The sequence below is a fragment of the Croceivirga sp. ABH4_376 genome, from assembly GCF_056160685.1.
Genome location: NZ_JBSWXQ010000003.1, coordinates 312,524 through 328,002, shown reverse-complemented (window position 1 = coordinate 328,002; position 15,479 = coordinate 312,524). Strand labels below are relative to the sequence as shown.

12 protein-coding genes are annotated in these 15,479 nt (G+C 37.9%); 6 read left to right on the top strand and 6 right to left on the bottom strand.

The window, feature by feature from the left end:
* The first annotated feature begins 45 nt into the window (after positions 1 to 45).
* Positions 46 to 2,232: a PAS domain-containing sensor histidine kinase gene (locus ACXAGS_RS09955; protein ID WP_474906441.1), complete on the top strand. Its 2,187-nt coding sequence runs from the start codon at positions 46 to 48 to the stop codon at positions 2,230 to 2,232.
* 1 nt (position 2,233) lies between these two features.
* Here the strand turns inward: ACXAGS_RS09955 and bamG are convergent, their stop codons facing one another.
* Together bamG and ACXAGS_RS09945 are read right to left on the bottom strand one after the other, a co-directional pair.
* Positions 2,234 to 3,475 carry a BamG family beta-barrel-assembly machinery protein gene (gene bamG, locus ACXAGS_RS09950; RefSeq protein WP_474906439.1) on the bottom strand — a complete coding sequence of 414 codons (1,242 nt, stop codon included), beginning with the start codon at positions 3,473 to 3,475 and terminating at the stop codon, positions 2,234 to 2,236.
* Complete coding sequence (locus ACXAGS_RS09945; RefSeq protein WP_474906437.1) at positions 3,468 to 4,793, bottom strand: DUF4270 family protein; 1,326 nt, start codon at positions 4,791 to 4,793, stop codon at positions 3,468 to 3,470. The genes bamG and ACXAGS_RS09945 overlap by 8 nt, the downstream gene beginning before the upstream one ends.
* A 240-nt stretch (positions 4,794 to 5,033) precedes the next feature.
* Between ACXAGS_RS09945 and ACXAGS_RS09940 the strand changes: the two genes are divergently transcribed.
* The 5 genes from ACXAGS_RS09940 to ACXAGS_RS09920 all read left to right on the top strand — a co-directional run bounded on the left by ACXAGS_RS09940 (position 5,034) and on the right by ACXAGS_RS09920 (position 9,549).
* A complete protein-coding gene (locus tag ACXAGS_RS09940; protein ID WP_474906435.1) occupies positions 5,034 to 6,026 on the top strand; it encodes a Kelch repeat-containing protein in 993 nt (330 codons plus the stop codon).
* Between the two features lie 112 nt (positions 6,027 to 6,138).
* Positions 6,139 to 6,456 (top strand): DUF4907 domain-containing protein, encoded by a 318-nt coding sequence (locus tag ACXAGS_RS09935; RefSeq protein WP_474906433.1) that lies wholly within the window; start codon positions 6,139 to 6,141, stop codon positions 6,454 to 6,456.
* A 10-nt stretch (positions 6,457 to 6,466) separates the two neighbouring features.
* Positions 6,467 to 7,507: a sensor histidine kinase gene (locus tag ACXAGS_RS09930; protein WP_474906431.1), complete on the top strand. Its 1,041-nt coding sequence runs from the start codon at positions 6,467 to 6,469 to the stop codon at positions 7,505 to 7,507.
* Positions 7,508 to 8,236, top strand: a complete 729-nt coding sequence (locus ACXAGS_RS09925; protein ID WP_474906429.1) for a LytR/AlgR family response regulator transcription factor — start codon at positions 7,508 to 7,510, stop codon at positions 8,234 to 8,236.
* Positions 8,237 to 8,586: 350 nt separating this feature from the next.
* The gene (locus ACXAGS_RS09920; protein WP_474906427.1) at positions 8,587 to 9,549 is read left to right on the top strand and encodes an ROK family protein; all 963 of its coding nucleotides are present in this window, start codon (positions 8,587 to 8,589) and stop codon (positions 9,547 to 9,549) included.
* A 116-nt stretch (positions 9,550 to 9,665) separates the two neighbouring features.
* On the opposite strand, the gene hutG is transcribed toward ACXAGS_RS09920, so the two are convergent.
* From hutG to hutH, 4 genes are read right to left on the bottom strand one after another with little or no spacing between them, the layout of a single operon-like run.
* On the bottom strand, positions 9,666 to 10,622 hold the full coding sequence (gene hutG / locus ACXAGS_RS09915; protein ID WP_474906425.1) for a formimidoylglutamase: 957 nt from the start codon (positions 10,620 to 10,622) through the stop codon (positions 9,666 to 9,668).
* Positions 10,623 to 10,626: 4 nt separating this feature from the next.
* Entirely contained in the window at positions 10,627 to 12,633 is a 2,007-nt protein-coding gene (locus ACXAGS_RS09910) for a urocanate hydratase (protein ID WP_474906423.1), read from the bottom strand.
* 1 nt (position 12,634) lies between these two features.
* Complete coding sequence (hutI, locus tag ACXAGS_RS09905; protein ID WP_474906421.1) at positions 12,635 to 13,864, bottom strand: imidazolonepropionase; 1,230 nt, start codon at positions 13,862 to 13,864, stop codon at positions 12,635 to 12,637.
* Position 13,865: 1 nt separating this feature from the next.
* Positions 13,866 to 15,437, bottom strand: coding sequence for a histidine ammonia-lyase (gene hutH, locus ACXAGS_RS09900; protein WP_474906419.1), 1,572 nt, complete (start codon positions 15,435 to 15,437; stop codon positions 13,866 to 13,868).
* Between the last annotated feature and the right edge of the window lie 42 nt (positions 15,438 to 15,479).

Genomic DNA, 15,479 nt, shown 5'->3' with positions numbered 1-15,479 from the left:
ATAATTTGTGTAATTTGTAGTTGAAACGTTAATGGCCTAACCGGCATGGTGGACAATAAACTTATCTTAGATCAAGCTCCCTTGCCAATTGCATTGCTTGATTTGGATTTTAATATTATAGGGCTTTCTAAAAAATGGAGAGATACGTATAATTTATCTGAGAATTATAAGGACAAACCATTTTTTAAGTTAATGCCTCACCTTCCCAATGAACTAAAAATTGATTTAGATTATTGCAGGGAAGGTCTTGGCGAGCGCGAAGATGAAGTTAAATTCTATTTGCCATCCGGTAAACTTGTCTGGTATAAATGGCAAATTGCTCAATATTTTGATAGCGATAGCCCTTCTGGTTTTATAGTTTTTCTAACGGAGACCACAAAGGAGAATTTAGACAAACAACTTTTTTCAAAATCACAACAAGTAGCCCGTATTGGTGGTTGGGAGGTAGATTTGGTTAATAACCAGTTGTATTGGTGTAAGATAACCAAGGAAATACATGAGGTTTCAGAAGATTTTGTGCCAAACTTAGAAACAGGTATAAATTTTTACAAAGAAGGTTATAGTAGGGAATTAATTACAGAAAAGGTAACCCAAGGAATAGAAAAAGGTCTGCCTTGGGATGTAGAATTACAGATTGTAACCCAAACCGGAAAGGAAATTTGGGTTAGGGCCAAAGGAGAACCAGAATGGGTAGGTAAAAAGTGTGTACGCATATATGGTACGTTCCAAGACATAGATTCTAGAAAAAAGATAGAGTTAGAATATAAAAAGACCCGGAATCGCTTAAAAATGGCAACAGCAAAAGCTGGCTTTGGTATCTGGGAAATAAATTTGATTACAAGTGAGGTTGTTTGGGATGACAATATGTATAAAATTTATGGTTTAAAAGAAAAGGAAGCAGACAAGAACCTACGCAAGTTATTTTCAGAAATAGTTCATCCAGAAGATCTTTCAGAGCTTAAAAGATTAATCGATAAAGCTACGCCAGAAAACGATCAATTTACGTTCATCTTTAGAGCAAATTACCATACTATTGGTTTAAAGTATATAAAGGGTATGCATACGGTAATTTTAGATGAAGACAATAAGCCCTTTAAGGTAATTGGTATAGCAGAAGATGTAACCGAATTTGTAGAAACACAAAAACAGTTGGTCTCTGTAGAAGGTGCCCTTGATGCTTTATTTGAAAATTCAGCAATAGGAATGGCGCTTGTAGATGGAGAGGCTACTATTTTAAAGGCAAATTTGCCATTGGCCAAAAGTTTAGGTTATAAGATAGATGAATTGGTAGGGATTAATTTTAGATCTATATCCCATCCAGTAGATTTGGAGCGAGACATACCTAATTTTATTGCTCTTAGAAGAGGTGAAATTAGTAATTACAAGACAGAGAAACGCTATCTTCATAAAAATGGGTCTGTGGTACATGTAATCATGAACGCTACCGTAAGGTTGGGTTTGGGCGATAATCTTTCTTATTTAATCGTACAGCTAGTAGACATTACCAAAATAAAGAATACCGAAAATAAGTTAAAAGGGCTACTAGAAATTAGTAACAAGCAAAACGAAAGCTTACTTAATTTTGCCCACATCGTATCTCATAATTTACGCTCCCATGCTTCTAACCTAACAATGATTTCTAGTTTATTAATTGATAATGAAGTAGAAGAAGACGAAAAGGAACAAACCTTAGATATGTTAAATGAGGCTTCTGAGGGTTTAAACGAAACTATTTTTCATCTAAACGAAGTGGTTCAGGTTAAACTAAATACCCATAATAAAATGGGTAGAATAAATTTGTTGGACCTTATTGAAAAAGTAGTTAAGAATTATGAAATGGAATTGGAAAAGAATGACATAAAATTAGCCATAAACTGTTCTAACCGTATTGAGGTTTTGGGGTTGGCTAATTATGTGGAAAGTATCTTGACCAATTTACTTTCAAATGCCATAAAATATAAGTCGCCACAGAGGCATCCTATGATTAATATAGCAGCAAGGGAAACCGAGGATAGTATTGTTTTGGATGTTGCGGATAACGGATTAGGTATAGATTTAAAACGACATGCCAACAAGGTTTTTGGTATGTATAAAACCTTTCATAACCATCCAGAAGCTAAGGGTGTTGGGTTGTTTATTATTAAAAATCAAATTGAGTCTATGGGGGGTAGAATATCCGTTACCAGCAATCTAGATGTAGGCTCTACGTTTACGGTTCATTTTAAGAAATAGATCAGTTAATTTTTCTTCGTAGAAACCAATTGTCTAGTAAGCTTAGATTTAAAGTGAGCAAATGGTAGTTTTCTTTAATCAAGGAATTGTCAATCTTACCCCTTGTACCATAGGCATACGATAAATTTACCATGGATCCACTTCTGTAACTGGTGGGCAAACCAATACCCAAGGTAAACTGTTGCCCGTTTATACTGCTACCGCCAACGCGCAAATTTCCAGTATCATAGGTGTAGCCCGTTCTAAAGGCTATACGCTGACCATATTTTAAATTTCGGCCTTCTTTTTTGTACGCTAAGCCTATTCCAAATACATCTTGGTCTATATAAGACCCCAAAAATTCAGATTGGTTGGTTTGTTCCCAATAATTTTTCTTGTAGTCTACGTTTAACGTCCAATTATTTTTAATTAGGGTACTAATTCCTAGTCCAAGTTCCATAGGTAGTGTAAAACTATCTACTTTGCTTTTTTCGTCTTCTTGAACCGCTACTTCGGCATTATCTACAATTTTGATGGTATTGGTAATTTGATTTCCACTAAGGTTTACCGGTAAATTTATGGTTGATCCCAAGGTGGTATTTTTATTTATGTCCCATTGTAGGCCGGTTCCAATTTTAAAGCCGCTATAATTGGTGCTTTTTTCTTGGGTAAAGGCACTGCTTTCCAGAGAAAAACTTTCGGTTTGTTCAATATTTCCAAATAAGAGCGAGGCGCTTACCCCCAAACGCAAACTGGGTAGTACAGCGTAACCAAAATTTAATTTAAAATCAGTTAGCCCTCCTAATCCATCAACATTACTTTCATAAGTGTCCGTAGAGCCTTCTATATTATTTTGTTTGCCAATTAATGTGTAACCAACATCTGTATAGGGTAGCAATGTAATGCCCATACCTCCTTTCTCGCCTATGGGAAAGGCAAAAGCAAGGTTAGAAAAATTAAAATAGGTTTTAGATTCTAAGTCATTGTAATTTTCATAAGTATTGTAATTGCCCCGTAAGCCAACATCGTACAAGAATGTGCCTTTTTGTATAAGCGCAAAATTGGCAGCGTTTAAGTTATTGATGTCCGTACTAGATTTTTGGCCAATACCCGTGTAGCCCATGCTATTATACCTGCCAAGGGTAGTCTGGTTTATGGTTCCCAATCCGTATAAAGAATATGGAGAGTTGGTTAAACCTTCAGACTGGGAAAAGGTGGAAAAATAGACTAAGAAAAGTACAAATGTTATTGGTATTCTAATCATTTTGGTAAATGGTATAATTAATGGTGATTTTTGCAGGGTTTTCTAATGCGTTGCTTCCGGTAAGGATGTTCCTATCTACCGTAGAATTATTGTTGGTTGGTAAAAACAACAGTCCATAATCTGTATAATCTGTGGTTGTATATAGCAAATCTGCAAACGTAGAAATGTCTGCTTCATAGTACGTGTTGTTAAATTCAGAATCAACTTTATTTAAAACAGCATATATGGCAGAAGAACTTGCACTAGTAAGCTGGTTTAGTATCACATTTTTTCGGTCCACCAAATACACGCTTAGGGAGTCGTTTAGCGGTAAATTATCTGTATAATCCTGTACGCTTGGGTAAAACTTTAGGTTGGCGCTTAAAAGTGCGCCGGCACCTTCAATATCGTCTAAAGATTTTATGGTAGGTAAACTAAATTTTGTAGCAAATCCTAAACCACTATGAATAAATGTTTTGTTTTCTGTATCGCTGTCTATTACCTCCTGTTCTTGGCTGGTAATAGCCGCTAGGGGTTCCAAGTTTTCAGTGGAAGTAATGGCGTTAAAGAAAGGAGTGGTAGTGCCATATGAGCTAAGATTAAAATCTAGGGTGTAGGTAACAGAGTTGTCTTCATCTTCTTGGGTATAATGCAATTGTACGGTAAGCGCCCCAGCATCTTTGGCATAGCCTAGTATGCAAGTATTATCTTGTTCAGGGGGAAGTAGTACTATTCCTTTAAAATAATCCCTGAAGCCAGCTTGATCGGTTATGGATTTTTCTTTAATTCTATTAAAAAGATTTAGCCCTAGACTATCGTTTAAGCGTGTACTAATGGAGTCTTTTTCTAAAGGTCTAGGGATAAAGGAAAGCGTGCCCAATATTTGGTTACTAGTATAAGCAATGCTGGAGGTGTTATAAAAGTAGTCTTCTGTTGGAACAACACTTTCCAGTAACTCCCTAATTTCTATTTTCTGGGTTAAGGTAGTATCGTTATAGTAATAACCATCTTGTTTTAGAGAGATGGTAATACTATCGTAAACGGCGTCATGGTCTAGAATATAAGATTCTGGCTCTAGTTCAAAATAACTGCTAGCCTTTACCGTACCAAAGATCGGATCTGTATAGGAACCAACTAAAATACGGCTAGCATCTCCGGTTACAAAACTATCTAGCTTAACGGTGCTGGTGTGTAAGCTAAGGGTATCAAACGTAATTACTTTTAAGTTAGAGTTGGTAAAACCTTCTCCTGCTACAAAGTCCGAGCTGTTATATGGGTCTGAAGAGCAGCTAATTAAAATTGCCGTTAGCAATACTATAAATGATATTATAAAACGCATTGGTGGTTTAATTTGAGACCAAACTAAACCTAGTCTTACCTAGTACGGTAACGTAATAGATCAAGTAAGTTTTTTACACTACCAAAACCTAGATTCATACTATAAATAAGAGGTGGGTAATTGGTAGGACAAAATGTATGTTTGGTGTATTAAAACCACCTGTTCGTATATTTTGTTACCACAAGTTATAAGTGGCGAGTAGTTTAGCCATCAAATAACAAAAAATTGTAAATAATACCTATGGCTAAATTATACCACCTTAGAATAGTTTTTATAATGGTACTAACCATGTCCTTACTAACCGCTTGTAATAATGATGACGACGATGACGAAATTGGCAACTGGGTAGACCGCTCCGTTTTTGACGGAAGTCCAAGAAGTTCAGCTGCTTATTTTACTTTGGATAATACAGGGTATATAGTTACGGGTTATGATGGAGATGATTATTTAAATTCCGTTTGGTCTTATGATATAGAAGGTAACTTTTGGTCTCAAAAAGCTGATTTTCCAGGGGTGGCTAGAAGTTCTGCAGTGGCTTTTACTGCTGCCAATAAGGGTTATGTGGGGTCTGGTTACGATGGCTTAGATGAGCTGGCAGATTTTTATGGTTATGATCCAAGTAGCAATTCTTGGAGCCAGATTGCCAATTTTCCAGAAAATCCCAGAAGAAGTGCTCTTGCATTTAGCGCTAACGATGTAGGTTATTTTGGAACCGGCTTTGACGGTGAAAACGATCGTAAGGATTTTTGGAAATATAATCCTGCAACAGATACCTGGACTGCTTTAGTTGGTTTTGGAGGTAATAAAAGAAGAGATGCAACAAGTTTTACTGTTAACGGTACGGTTTACATGGGTACGGGGGTGTCTAACGGGGTTTATCTAACAGATTTTTGGTCTTTTGACCCAGCTACTGAAAGTTGGACCCAATTAACAGATTTAGATGAAGAAGATGACTACGCCATTACCCGTAGTAATGCAGTTGGTTTTGGCTTAAACGATTATGGATATATTGCGTGTGGTACATCTTCTGGAAGCTTAAGTAGTGTTTGGGAGTACCACCCGAGTACGGATGATTGGGAGGTAAAAACAAATTTTGAAGGTACATCTAGGCAAGATGCCGTGGCATTTTCTAATGGGGTAAGGGCCTTTATTGGACTAGGTAGGTCTGGTAGTTTATACTTAGATGACCTAGATGAGTTCTTTGCCTTTGAAGAATATGACGATGAAGATTAATTAAAGTTTTTCATTTTTTAAATAGTTGAGTATTGAGTAATTTTTCTTGTGGGGTTGTAGCAATACAACCCCTTAAGTTTTAAAGTGTAGGGTTGTGGGTAAAAAAGGTTTTATGGTGCTAATAGTTCTTTTAACAGGAATTTTCATTTTTCTTATAACATATTCTGTTTCTTTATGGAAAGTAAATGATTTACAGGCTTTTGAGGTTAAAACCGTGCAATTGCAGCATGGTTTCGGTTATCATATTTATAAGGGAGAATCTTTATTGGTTAAGCAAGAGGTTATACCGGGAGTTGCAGGTAACCTGCCTTTTAAAAATGAAATAGAAGCACAAAAAATTGGCGATTTAGTCGTTTCCAAACTGGTAGCAGGTAATTTACCAACGGTAAATCATTCAGATTTAATAGGATTAAAGATTACGCTTAAATAGCATTTGTTAAATGGAAGGGAATAAATTCAATAGCAAGGAAGTTTGGATGCATTTTTTTATTTGGGTATCCATTTATGCATTGATTCTTTACCAATTTGCTAATGAGTTTAACCAGCTTCCATTTAAACTACTTATTAAATTGGGCATAGGCCTAGTTTTGTTTTATTGCAATTATTTTTTGTTAGTCCCTTTTTTACTACTTAAAAGAAAGTTGTTGGTCTATTTTATAGTATCCTTAGTGGCCCTAGTAGTTCTGGGCTTTATAAGCCACGAGTTTTTAATGCATGACCGCGTGCCACCTATAAACGGTCCGTTAAGGCCTAGACCTTTAGGACCTACTGTTGCACCAAAGCGTTTTCCGTTGTTTATGCCAGATACCGCCATTTTTGCGCTCCATTTTGTTGCTGGCGCCTTAACTCGTATTTATAAAGAATGGAATAGGAGCGAGGTGCTTAAAAAAGAAATAGAGAACCAACGGGTAAACTCACAACTTCAGTTCTTAAAAACACAACTTAATCCGCATTTTTTATTCAATTCTTTAAATGCTATTTATTCACTTTCCGAAAAAAAATCTAATGATACCGGAGAGGCAATTTTAAATCTATCTGAATTAATGCGGTACATGTTGTACGAAGCTAACGGGGATAAAGTTTCACTGGCTAGTGAAATTAACTATATAGAAAATTACGTACAACTGCAAAAACTTAGGTTGCCTCATACCGCAACCGTACAATTTAAGGTTACCGGTGACGAACGCAACAAAGAAATAACCCCACTCATTTTCATATCTTTTATAGAGAACGCGTTTAAATATGGTACGGATTATAAAGGAAATACACATGTGGTAATAAACCTTTTAATAAAAGATAGGTCTATAGAGTTTAAGGTAGAAAATACCATTGGCAGAAAAAAACGTGTGTTACAAAGTTCTGGAATAGGTTTAACCAATATTAAAGATCGTTTGTTGTTGCTTTATCCAGATAACCACGAACTATTGGTAAATAAAGGAGAAACTCTTTTTACCGTGCTTTTAAAATTAAATTTAGTTTAGATGAAGTGTATTATTATAGACGATGAGCCTTTGGCGGCAGAGTTGTTGGCAGACTATTGTCAGCATTTAGATTTCTTAGAAGTAGTAGGGGTTTTTACCAATCCATTAGAATCTATTCCTGTGATCAAAGCCAAAAAAATAGACCTCATTTTTTTAGATATTGAAATGCCTCAACTATCTGGACTTGAGTTTATAGAGTTGTTAGATAATCCGCCACTATTTGTTTTCACCACAGCCTATTCACAATACGCCGTAGAGGGGTTTGATCTAAATGCGGTAGACTACCTCTTAAAACCTATACGGAGAAGCAGGTTTATCAAAGCGGTAACTAGGGTTAAAGAAGTTCATTCACAACGCAACCCACTAATAGCCAACAACATTTTTTCTTCTGTTGGAGGAGAAAATAAAAAGGAAGATTTTATTTTCATTAAATCAGAATATGAAAACATTAAGGTTAAGATAGAAGATATTACCTATGTGCAAGGCTTAAAAGATTATTTAAAAGTACATCTGGTACAGTGTAACAAACCCATACTTACCTTAATGAGCTTTAAGCAATTGGCAGATCGTCTTAATAGCTCAAGTTTTGAAAGGGTACACAAATCTTTTCTTGTAAACATAAACCATATAGATGCCGTACAAAGAAATAGGATTGTGTTAAGCGATATGCGCATACCTATTGGAGAGAGCTATAAGCCTAATGTACTTTCCCGTTTGGGCATATCATAAAAATCCATTAATCTAAAGAACTGGGTAATTCGTCTACATAAAAAAGAGTACTACGGAAATTGCTCTTTATTTCCCTCCCCTTGATGGTATTTTTGAATCATCAAACAAAGCAAAACACTATTTGACTATAAAAAGAATACTGTCGTTTGGGGACAGTAAATGGGATTATCTATTTTAGGGTAGATATATTGGGAGCTGATTAAAACACCCTCTTTTGGAGGGTGTTTTTGCGTTTTAATACATTATTCAAAAAACTACAACGTTGTAGGGTATTTTTAGATTTAATAAATGAAAAACCCTTTCAAAAAAAGCTGATAAACTACTATTTTTAAACCTTACACTAGTAGATTATGGAAATTGTTGTAGGTATAGATATAGGTGGTACAAAAACCAAGATAGGCTTGGTTAACAAAGAAGGTACCTGCTTGGTTCAAACGTTTTTTAGAACAAGAGATTATCTGGATTTAGACGCCTATCAACTGCAAATAAAAAATACGGTTGATGCATTGTTGCAGGAGCTAGGAGGCACACCAATTGTTTTGGGTTGTGGAATAGGTGCACCAAACGCCTCTAGTAAAAATGGAACCATAGAAAACCCAGCAAACTTGGCTTGGAAAGGAAGCACACCATTTGTGGCCAAATTAAAGGAAAAGATGCCCATGCCCATGCGTATTATGAACGATGCAAGTGCGGCTGCTTTGGGTGAGCTGCTTTTTGGTAGGGGGAAGGAAATGACAGATTTTATTGCTATTACCTTAGGAACTGGTTTTGGTGCTGGTATAGTAGCTAATGGTAAATTAATAGATGGCTTTGATGGGTTTGCAGGAGAATTGGGCCATGTAGACATGAATTTGGGAGACGGTAGATTAACAGGATTGGGAATACCCGGTGGTTTGGAAGCATATGTGTCTGCAACCGGTTTAAAACGTACAATTGTGTACATGCAAGCACAATATTTGGACGAAAGTAGGTTTAGGAACGTAGCCTTTAATGATTTACACGGAGAAGATATAACCAAAGCAGCAGAGGAGGGTGATATATTAGCAATAAAAGCCTTTGATTATACAGCAAAGATAATGGCAAAGGCCTTAGCTAACTTTACGGCTTTTACGCAGCCAGAAGCATTTATTTTAATGGGAGGTTTGGTAAATAGTGGTAAATGGATTTTGGAACCACTTAATACGTACTTAGATCAGTATTTATTGGAAGTATATAGGGGTAAGGTAAAGATTTTAGAATCTGGTATGGAGGGCAAGACCGCCGCTATCTGTGGTGCCGCCGCATTAATTTGGGAAAACCACCAAACCAATTAAAACTTTTTTATCTTTGCAACGTTGTGTTGTGTCTTGATGTGATATCAAGACAGGTGAACATCTTAATACGATGTAATCCAATGAAAGGCTTTCCTCTTGTGGGAGGCTTTTTTTGTTTATACAGGTCGTTCATGCATAACAAAATGCACCAAAGAAGCAGCCAATTTTGCGGTTTGGTTATCTCTATCGTAATCGGGATTTAGTTCTGCAATGTCCATGCTTAAAAGCTTGCCACTATCTAAAATGCTCGTTAAAAGTTCAAGGACTAATTGGGGTTCAAAACCCATTGGGGAAGCGGCACTCACACCTGGCGCAAAAGCAGAAGAAAACCCGTCTAGGTCTATTGTCAAATAAATGCAATCTACCTTTTCTATAAATGCTTTCACCCAAGTTTTTAGTTCTTCAAGATAATTAAGGCGCATTACTTGGCGTTCTATAAATACAACGTCTAACTCCCTTGCGGTTTCAAATAATTGTTTGTCATTGGCGTCTTTCCTTACACCAATACACAAATAATTAAACTCTTTTTCTTCACTGGCAATTTGGAAGAACGGCGTGCCAGAAGTAGCGCCATTTTCCGGTTTCCTTAGGTCAAAATGCGCATCAAAATTAATAATCCCCAATTTTGATTTAGGCTTCTTATCATTTAAATAACCTTTAATGCCTTTATACTGGGCATAAGCTATATCATGGCCGCCACCCAATACTATTGGGAATATTTGATGGTCTAATAATGCTGTTATATTTTTTGCCAGTTGCTGCTGTGTGTGTTCCAAATCGGTCTCTACACAGGCTACATTACCTACATCTAGTAAGTTATAATCCTCTGGTAGGTGATTAGGCATTTTGCCCAACATTTTTTTTATGGTATCTGGCCCGTTAACTGTACCAGTTCTACCCTGGTTTCTTCTAACTCCTTCATCACAAGCGTAACCTAACAAAGCATATTGCACGGTTTTTAAGTTAGCTATTTCCGTTATTGGAACCAATTGTACTTTTTCATGTAGATATAACCGTTCTTCGGATTTTCTACCGTTCCAGTTTTTAGGGTTGGGTTTTGTGTATAAGACCATGCAACTAAAATAGTGAATCAATCAATGCATCATCTGCAATTTGTGGTAGGGTTACTTTTAATTGTGGCGTACGTTGCATTTCTCTTTCTATAGCTAACAAAGCAGCATCGTTTCTGGCCCAACTTCTTCTTGCTATTCCATTGTTAACATCATAGAACAACATGTTTTCTAGACGTTTTGCCGCATCTTTAGTTCCGTCGAGAATAAGTCCAAAACCACCATTGATTACTTCGCCCCAACCTACACCGCCACCGTTATGGATAGACACCCAGGTTGCCCCTCTAAAACTATCGCCTATAACATTATGGATGGCCATATCTGCGGTAAATTTACTGCCGTCATAAATATTACTGGTTTCCCGGTAAGGAGAATCAGTTCCGCTTACATCATGGTGGTCCCTGCCTAGAACAATAGGAGCGCTAATTTCCCCGTTGGCAATAGCGTTGTTAAAGGCTTGGGCAATTTTAATTCGGCCTTCGGCATCCGCATATAGAATACGGGCTTGTGAACCTACTACCAATTTATTTTTATTGGCGGCCTTAATCCATGCAATATTGTCTGCCAATTGTTGCTGAATTTCATCTGGAGCCTCTTCTTTTATCTTTTCCAAAACCTTTAATGCAATAGCGTCTGTTTGGTCAAGGTCTTTTGTTTTTCCCGAAGTACATACCCACCTAAATGGACCAAAACCATAATCAAAACACATTGGTCCTAAAATATCTTGTACGTAAGACGGATATCTAAAATCAGTCTTATTGGAAGTAAATACAGCTGCACCCGCTCGTGAGGCCTCTAATAGAAAGGCATTTCCGTAATCAAAAAAATAAGTTCCTTTGGCTACGTGGGCATTTATGGCTTTTACATGCCTAACCAATGATTTTTGAACATATTTTTTAAATAAACCTGGGTCTTTGACCATTAAGGTGTTGGCCTCCTCAAAAGTTAGGTCTGCGGGGTAGTAACCACCCGCCCAAGGGTTGTGCAGAGAAGTTTGGTCAGATCCTAAGTGGATATAAATATTTGCTTCTAAAAAGTGTTCCCAAACGGTAATCACATTTCCTATAAAAGCTAGGGAGACCACCTCTTCATTAGTAATGGCATTTTTAACACGATTTGTTAGTGAGTGTATGTCAGAGAACAACTCGTCTACCCAACCCTGTTCGTGTCTTTTTTTGGCTGCTTGTTCGTTCACTTCTGCGCAAACAGTAATACACTGGGCAATTGTGCCCGCTTTGGGTTGTGCGCCGCTCATACCGCCTAAGCCTGCGGTCAAAAATACTTTGCCACGTGGAGAAGTTCCCTTTTTCAATACTTTCCTAAAAGCGTTCATTACGGTAATGGTGGTGCCATGTACAATACCTTGCGGACCAATATACATATAGGAACCAGCCGTCATTTGTCCATATTGTGTAACACCTAAGGCATTATACTTTTCCCAGTGGTCTGGTTTGGAATAGTTGGGTATCATCATTCCGTTTGTAACTACAACCCTTGGTGCCATTTCTGAAGAAGGGAACAAACCCATTGGATGCCCAGAGTAGATATGCAAAGTCTGGTTTTTGGTCATTTGAGACAGGTACTGCATGGTTAACAGGTATTGCGCCCAGTTTTGAAAAACCGCCCCATTGCCACCATAGGTAATCAACTCATTAGGGTGTTGTGCTACGGCAGGATCCAAATTGTTTTGTATCATAAGCATAATTGCTGCAGCTTCTTTACATTTTGCAGGATATTCTTCTATTGGCCGTGCATGCATTTTATAACTCGGCTTAAACCGATGCATGTATATACGCCCTAGGGTGTTTAGTTCCTCTAAAAATTCTGAGGCCAATTCGGCATGCCATGTTTTTGGAAAATAACGTAAGGCATTTTTTAGCGCTAATTTTTTTTCATCTTCAGAAAGAATATCTTTCCGTTTGGGAGCAGGGTTGTTATTCTGCAGAATTGTTGGTTTTTGGGGTAGCGAGTTGGGAATGCCCTCTTGTATTGCTTGTTTAAATGTTGTTGTCATTTTAAAAGGATATTTTTTCACCATGTTTAATAATTCCGTGTGGTAACAATTGTCCCTGTTGGTAGGTAATTTCTCTGTAATCGTCTGTTGGGTAAAGGGCTAGATCTGCGTAATAACCTACGGCCAAACTACCATAGAATTTAAGATTTAAGGCTGCAGCAGCCCTATAGGTTAGTGCGGCCAAAATTTCAGCATTGCTCAATTTTTCAAATGTCCCCAAAATGGATGCTTGTACCATTAAATTACCCATAGGGGCAGAACCGGGATTGTAATCGCTGGCAATTGCCAAGATGGCACCCGCATCCAATAATTTACGGGCAGGCGTAAAATTGCACCCCAATCCCAAAGAAGCACCGGGTAAGGCTACCGCCACAGTATTACTTTTGGCAATGTGTTCAATTTCTTTTTGGGTACTTGCTTCTAAATGGTCTACGCTTATAGCGCCTAAGTCTACACCAACCTTACTGCCACCTGTGGTAAATTGATCGGCATGCACGGTTATATCAAAACCAAGCGCTTTGGCCTTTTTAAGATAAGGCGTTATTTCTTGGGGCGAAAAGGCACTTTCTTCTACAAATGCATCTATACGTTGGGCCAAATTTTCTACTTGTAGGGTGGGTAATAAATGCGTTACTATTTCATCCAAATAGGCATTACGGTTACCCTTATAGTCTTTTGGTAACATATGAGCTGCCAAACAAGTGGTAACCACATTTTGTTTAAGTGTTGAAGCCGCAGCTTTTATGGCCTTTAGCATCTTAAGTTCTTCTGATACGGATAGGCCGTATCCGCTTTTGATTTCTAAAGTAGTAATGCCTTGGAGCAACATTTTTTTACCGCGAGCTATAATTAGGTCTTCCAGGTTATTAATACTGGCGTTACGGGTTTTGGTTACGGTATCCCATATACCTCCTCCAGATTTGGCAATTTCTAAATAGGTTTTTCCAGAATTACGTAGCGCAAAATCTTGTGCTCTGCTACCGGCATAACAAATATGGGTATGTGCATCAATTAATCCGGGCATTGCCACTGTGGGCTGGTGTATCCGCTCTACGGCAATAGTACCATCGTTTAAATCCTTGAATTTGCCCACTCGCTCTATTCTAGCTTCGTTAACTATGATTCCACCTTCGGTAATTATTTTTAAAGCTTCGTCTTTAAGGCTTCCTTTTAATGGTAAGTTACTTAAGGGTAGTAGTTGACTAAACGGACCTATAAGTTTACGTTTCATATTAGAATAGATTAAATTCTTGGGTTAAATTAGAATCCCACTTTAGAGAGTGGGTTTGCATTTCTTTAGCTACGGTTTGTAAGATATTTTCACCTTGAATTAAACCAATAGCAATTTCTATGTCCTCTGCAAATACACGGTCTTCCTTGGCAAAGGTTACTTTACTGCGCACAAATTGATGAACGCTATTTAACAATGGCCCTGACTTTAAGGGTTTTCTAAAGTCAAATGCTTGTGCTGCGGTCAAAAGTTCAATGGCCAATATTTTCTCTACGTTATTTAAGATGCTTAAGGCTTTTCTGCCGCTAATGCTGCCCATGCTTACGTGGTCTTCTTGCCCCAAGGAAGTAGGTATACTATCTGCACTTGCTGGGTAACACAAACTTTTGTTTTCGCTAGCCAAGGCCGCAGAGGTATACTGTAAAATCATGTACCCAGAATTGATACCCGTATTATTCATTAATAGTTGAGGTACGCCATGCCCGCCTTCCAATGCCAAATAGATACGCCTATCAGAAATGTTACCCAATTCTGATGCGGCCAAAGCGGCATAATCCAGTGCCATGGCAAGGGGTTGTCCGTGAAAGCTTCCACCGCTTATGGTCAACTCTTTATCTATGATTACCGGGTTATCGGTAACGGCATTTAGTTCAATTTGTATTAATTCTTTTAGATGTAGCCAAGTGTTTCTAGAAGCGCCATGAACTTGCGGAATGCAACGCAGGGAGTAAGGGTCTTGTACGCGGTCACAATCAATATGGTCTTCTAAAATTTCCGAGCCTTGTAATAAGGTGCGTATACGCCCGGCTACATGTAGGTTGCCTTTATAGGGGCGTAGCGCGTGTAGTTGACTATAGAAAGGTTTTATGGAGCCCTGTAGGCCTTCTAACATCATAGCGCCAATGATATCTGCTTGATCCAAGCAGCTTTTTAGTTTTTGGGTAACTAAAACAGCATGTGCCAAAATAAACTGTGTGCCATTAATTAAGGCAAGACCTTCTTTGGCGCTCAACTGTATCGGTTTTTTTTGGAAAGCATCAAAAGCAGTTTGGGTAGGTACTATCTTGTTATTAAAATGAACTTTTCCTAATCCTATTAAGGGTAAAAATAAATGGGACAAAGGCGCTAAATCGCCAGAGGCGCCAACAGAACCTTGCGAGGGCACAACGGGTATAACGTCGTTTTCTAAAAACCACATCATCATTTCTAAGGTGGGCAATTGTATGCCGGAGAATCCCTTAGCAAGTACGTGTATTTTCAAAATCAGCATTAAACGAGAGAGTAGTATGTCAATTGGTTCGCCCACACCAACACTATGACTTTGTAAGATATTGGACTGCAGTATTTGGGTTTCTTCTTTTGAAATTTTAGTGGTACATAAGGGGCCAAAACCGGTATTGATACCATAAACGGGAGCGCCTTTTTCTACTATTTGGGCTACTAACTTGCTACTCGCATTAATTTTTTCTTTGGTGGTGCTGGTAAGTATCGGTTTTAGCTGGGCCTTGGCTAATTGCAAGGCTATTAGACCCGTTAAAGTGGCTTCGCCAACAGCAAAAGTTTTTAAGCTCATGATTTGTTAATTGATGCCAATAAAAGTAAAACCGCTAATTGA

Bases quoted from the DNA above. Each gene is read 5' to 3' on its own strand.
- ACXAGS_RS09955 (WP_474906441.1), top strand. From the start codon at position 46: ATGGTGGACAATAAACTTATCTTAGATCAAGCTCCCTTGCCAATTGCA.
- bamG (WP_474906439.1), bottom strand. From the start codon at position 3,475: ATGATTAGAATACCAATAACATTTGTACTTTTCTTAGTCTATTTTTCC.
- ACXAGS_RS09945 (WP_474906437.1), bottom strand. From the start codon at position 4,793: ATGCGTTTTATAATATCATTTATAGTATTGCTAACGGCAATTTTAATT.
- ACXAGS_RS09940 (WP_474906435.1), top strand. From the start codon at position 5,034: ATGGCTAAATTATACCACCTTAGAATAGTTTTTATAATGGTACTAACC.
- ACXAGS_RS09935 (WP_474906433.1), top strand. From the start codon at position 6,139: ATGGTGCTAATAGTTCTTTTAACAGGAATTTTCATTTTTCTTATAACA.
- ACXAGS_RS09930 (WP_474906431.1), top strand. From the start codon at position 6,467: ATGGAAGGGAATAAATTCAATAGCAAGGAAGTTTGGATGCATTTTTTT.
- ACXAGS_RS09925 (WP_474906429.1), top strand. From the start codon at position 7,508: ATGAAGTGTATTATTATAGACGATGAGCCTTTGGCGGCAGAGTTGTTG.
- ACXAGS_RS09920 (WP_474906427.1), top strand. From the start codon at position 8,587: ATGGAAATTGTTGTAGGTATAGATATAGGTGGTACAAAAACCAAGATA.
- hutG (WP_474906425.1), bottom strand. From the start codon at position 10,622: ATGGTCTTATACACAAAACCCAACCCTAAAAACTGGAACGGTAGAAAA.
- ACXAGS_RS09910 (WP_474906423.1), bottom strand. From the start codon at position 12,633: ATGACAACAACATTTAAACAAGCAATACAAGAGGGCATTCCCAACTCG.
- hutI (WP_474906421.1), bottom strand. From the start codon at position 13,864: ATGAAACGTAAACTTATAGGTCCGTTTAGTCAACTACTACCCTTAAGT.
- hutH (WP_474906419.1), bottom strand. From the start codon at position 15,437: ATGAGCTTAAAAACTTTTGCTGTTGGCGAAGCCACTTTAACGGGTCTA.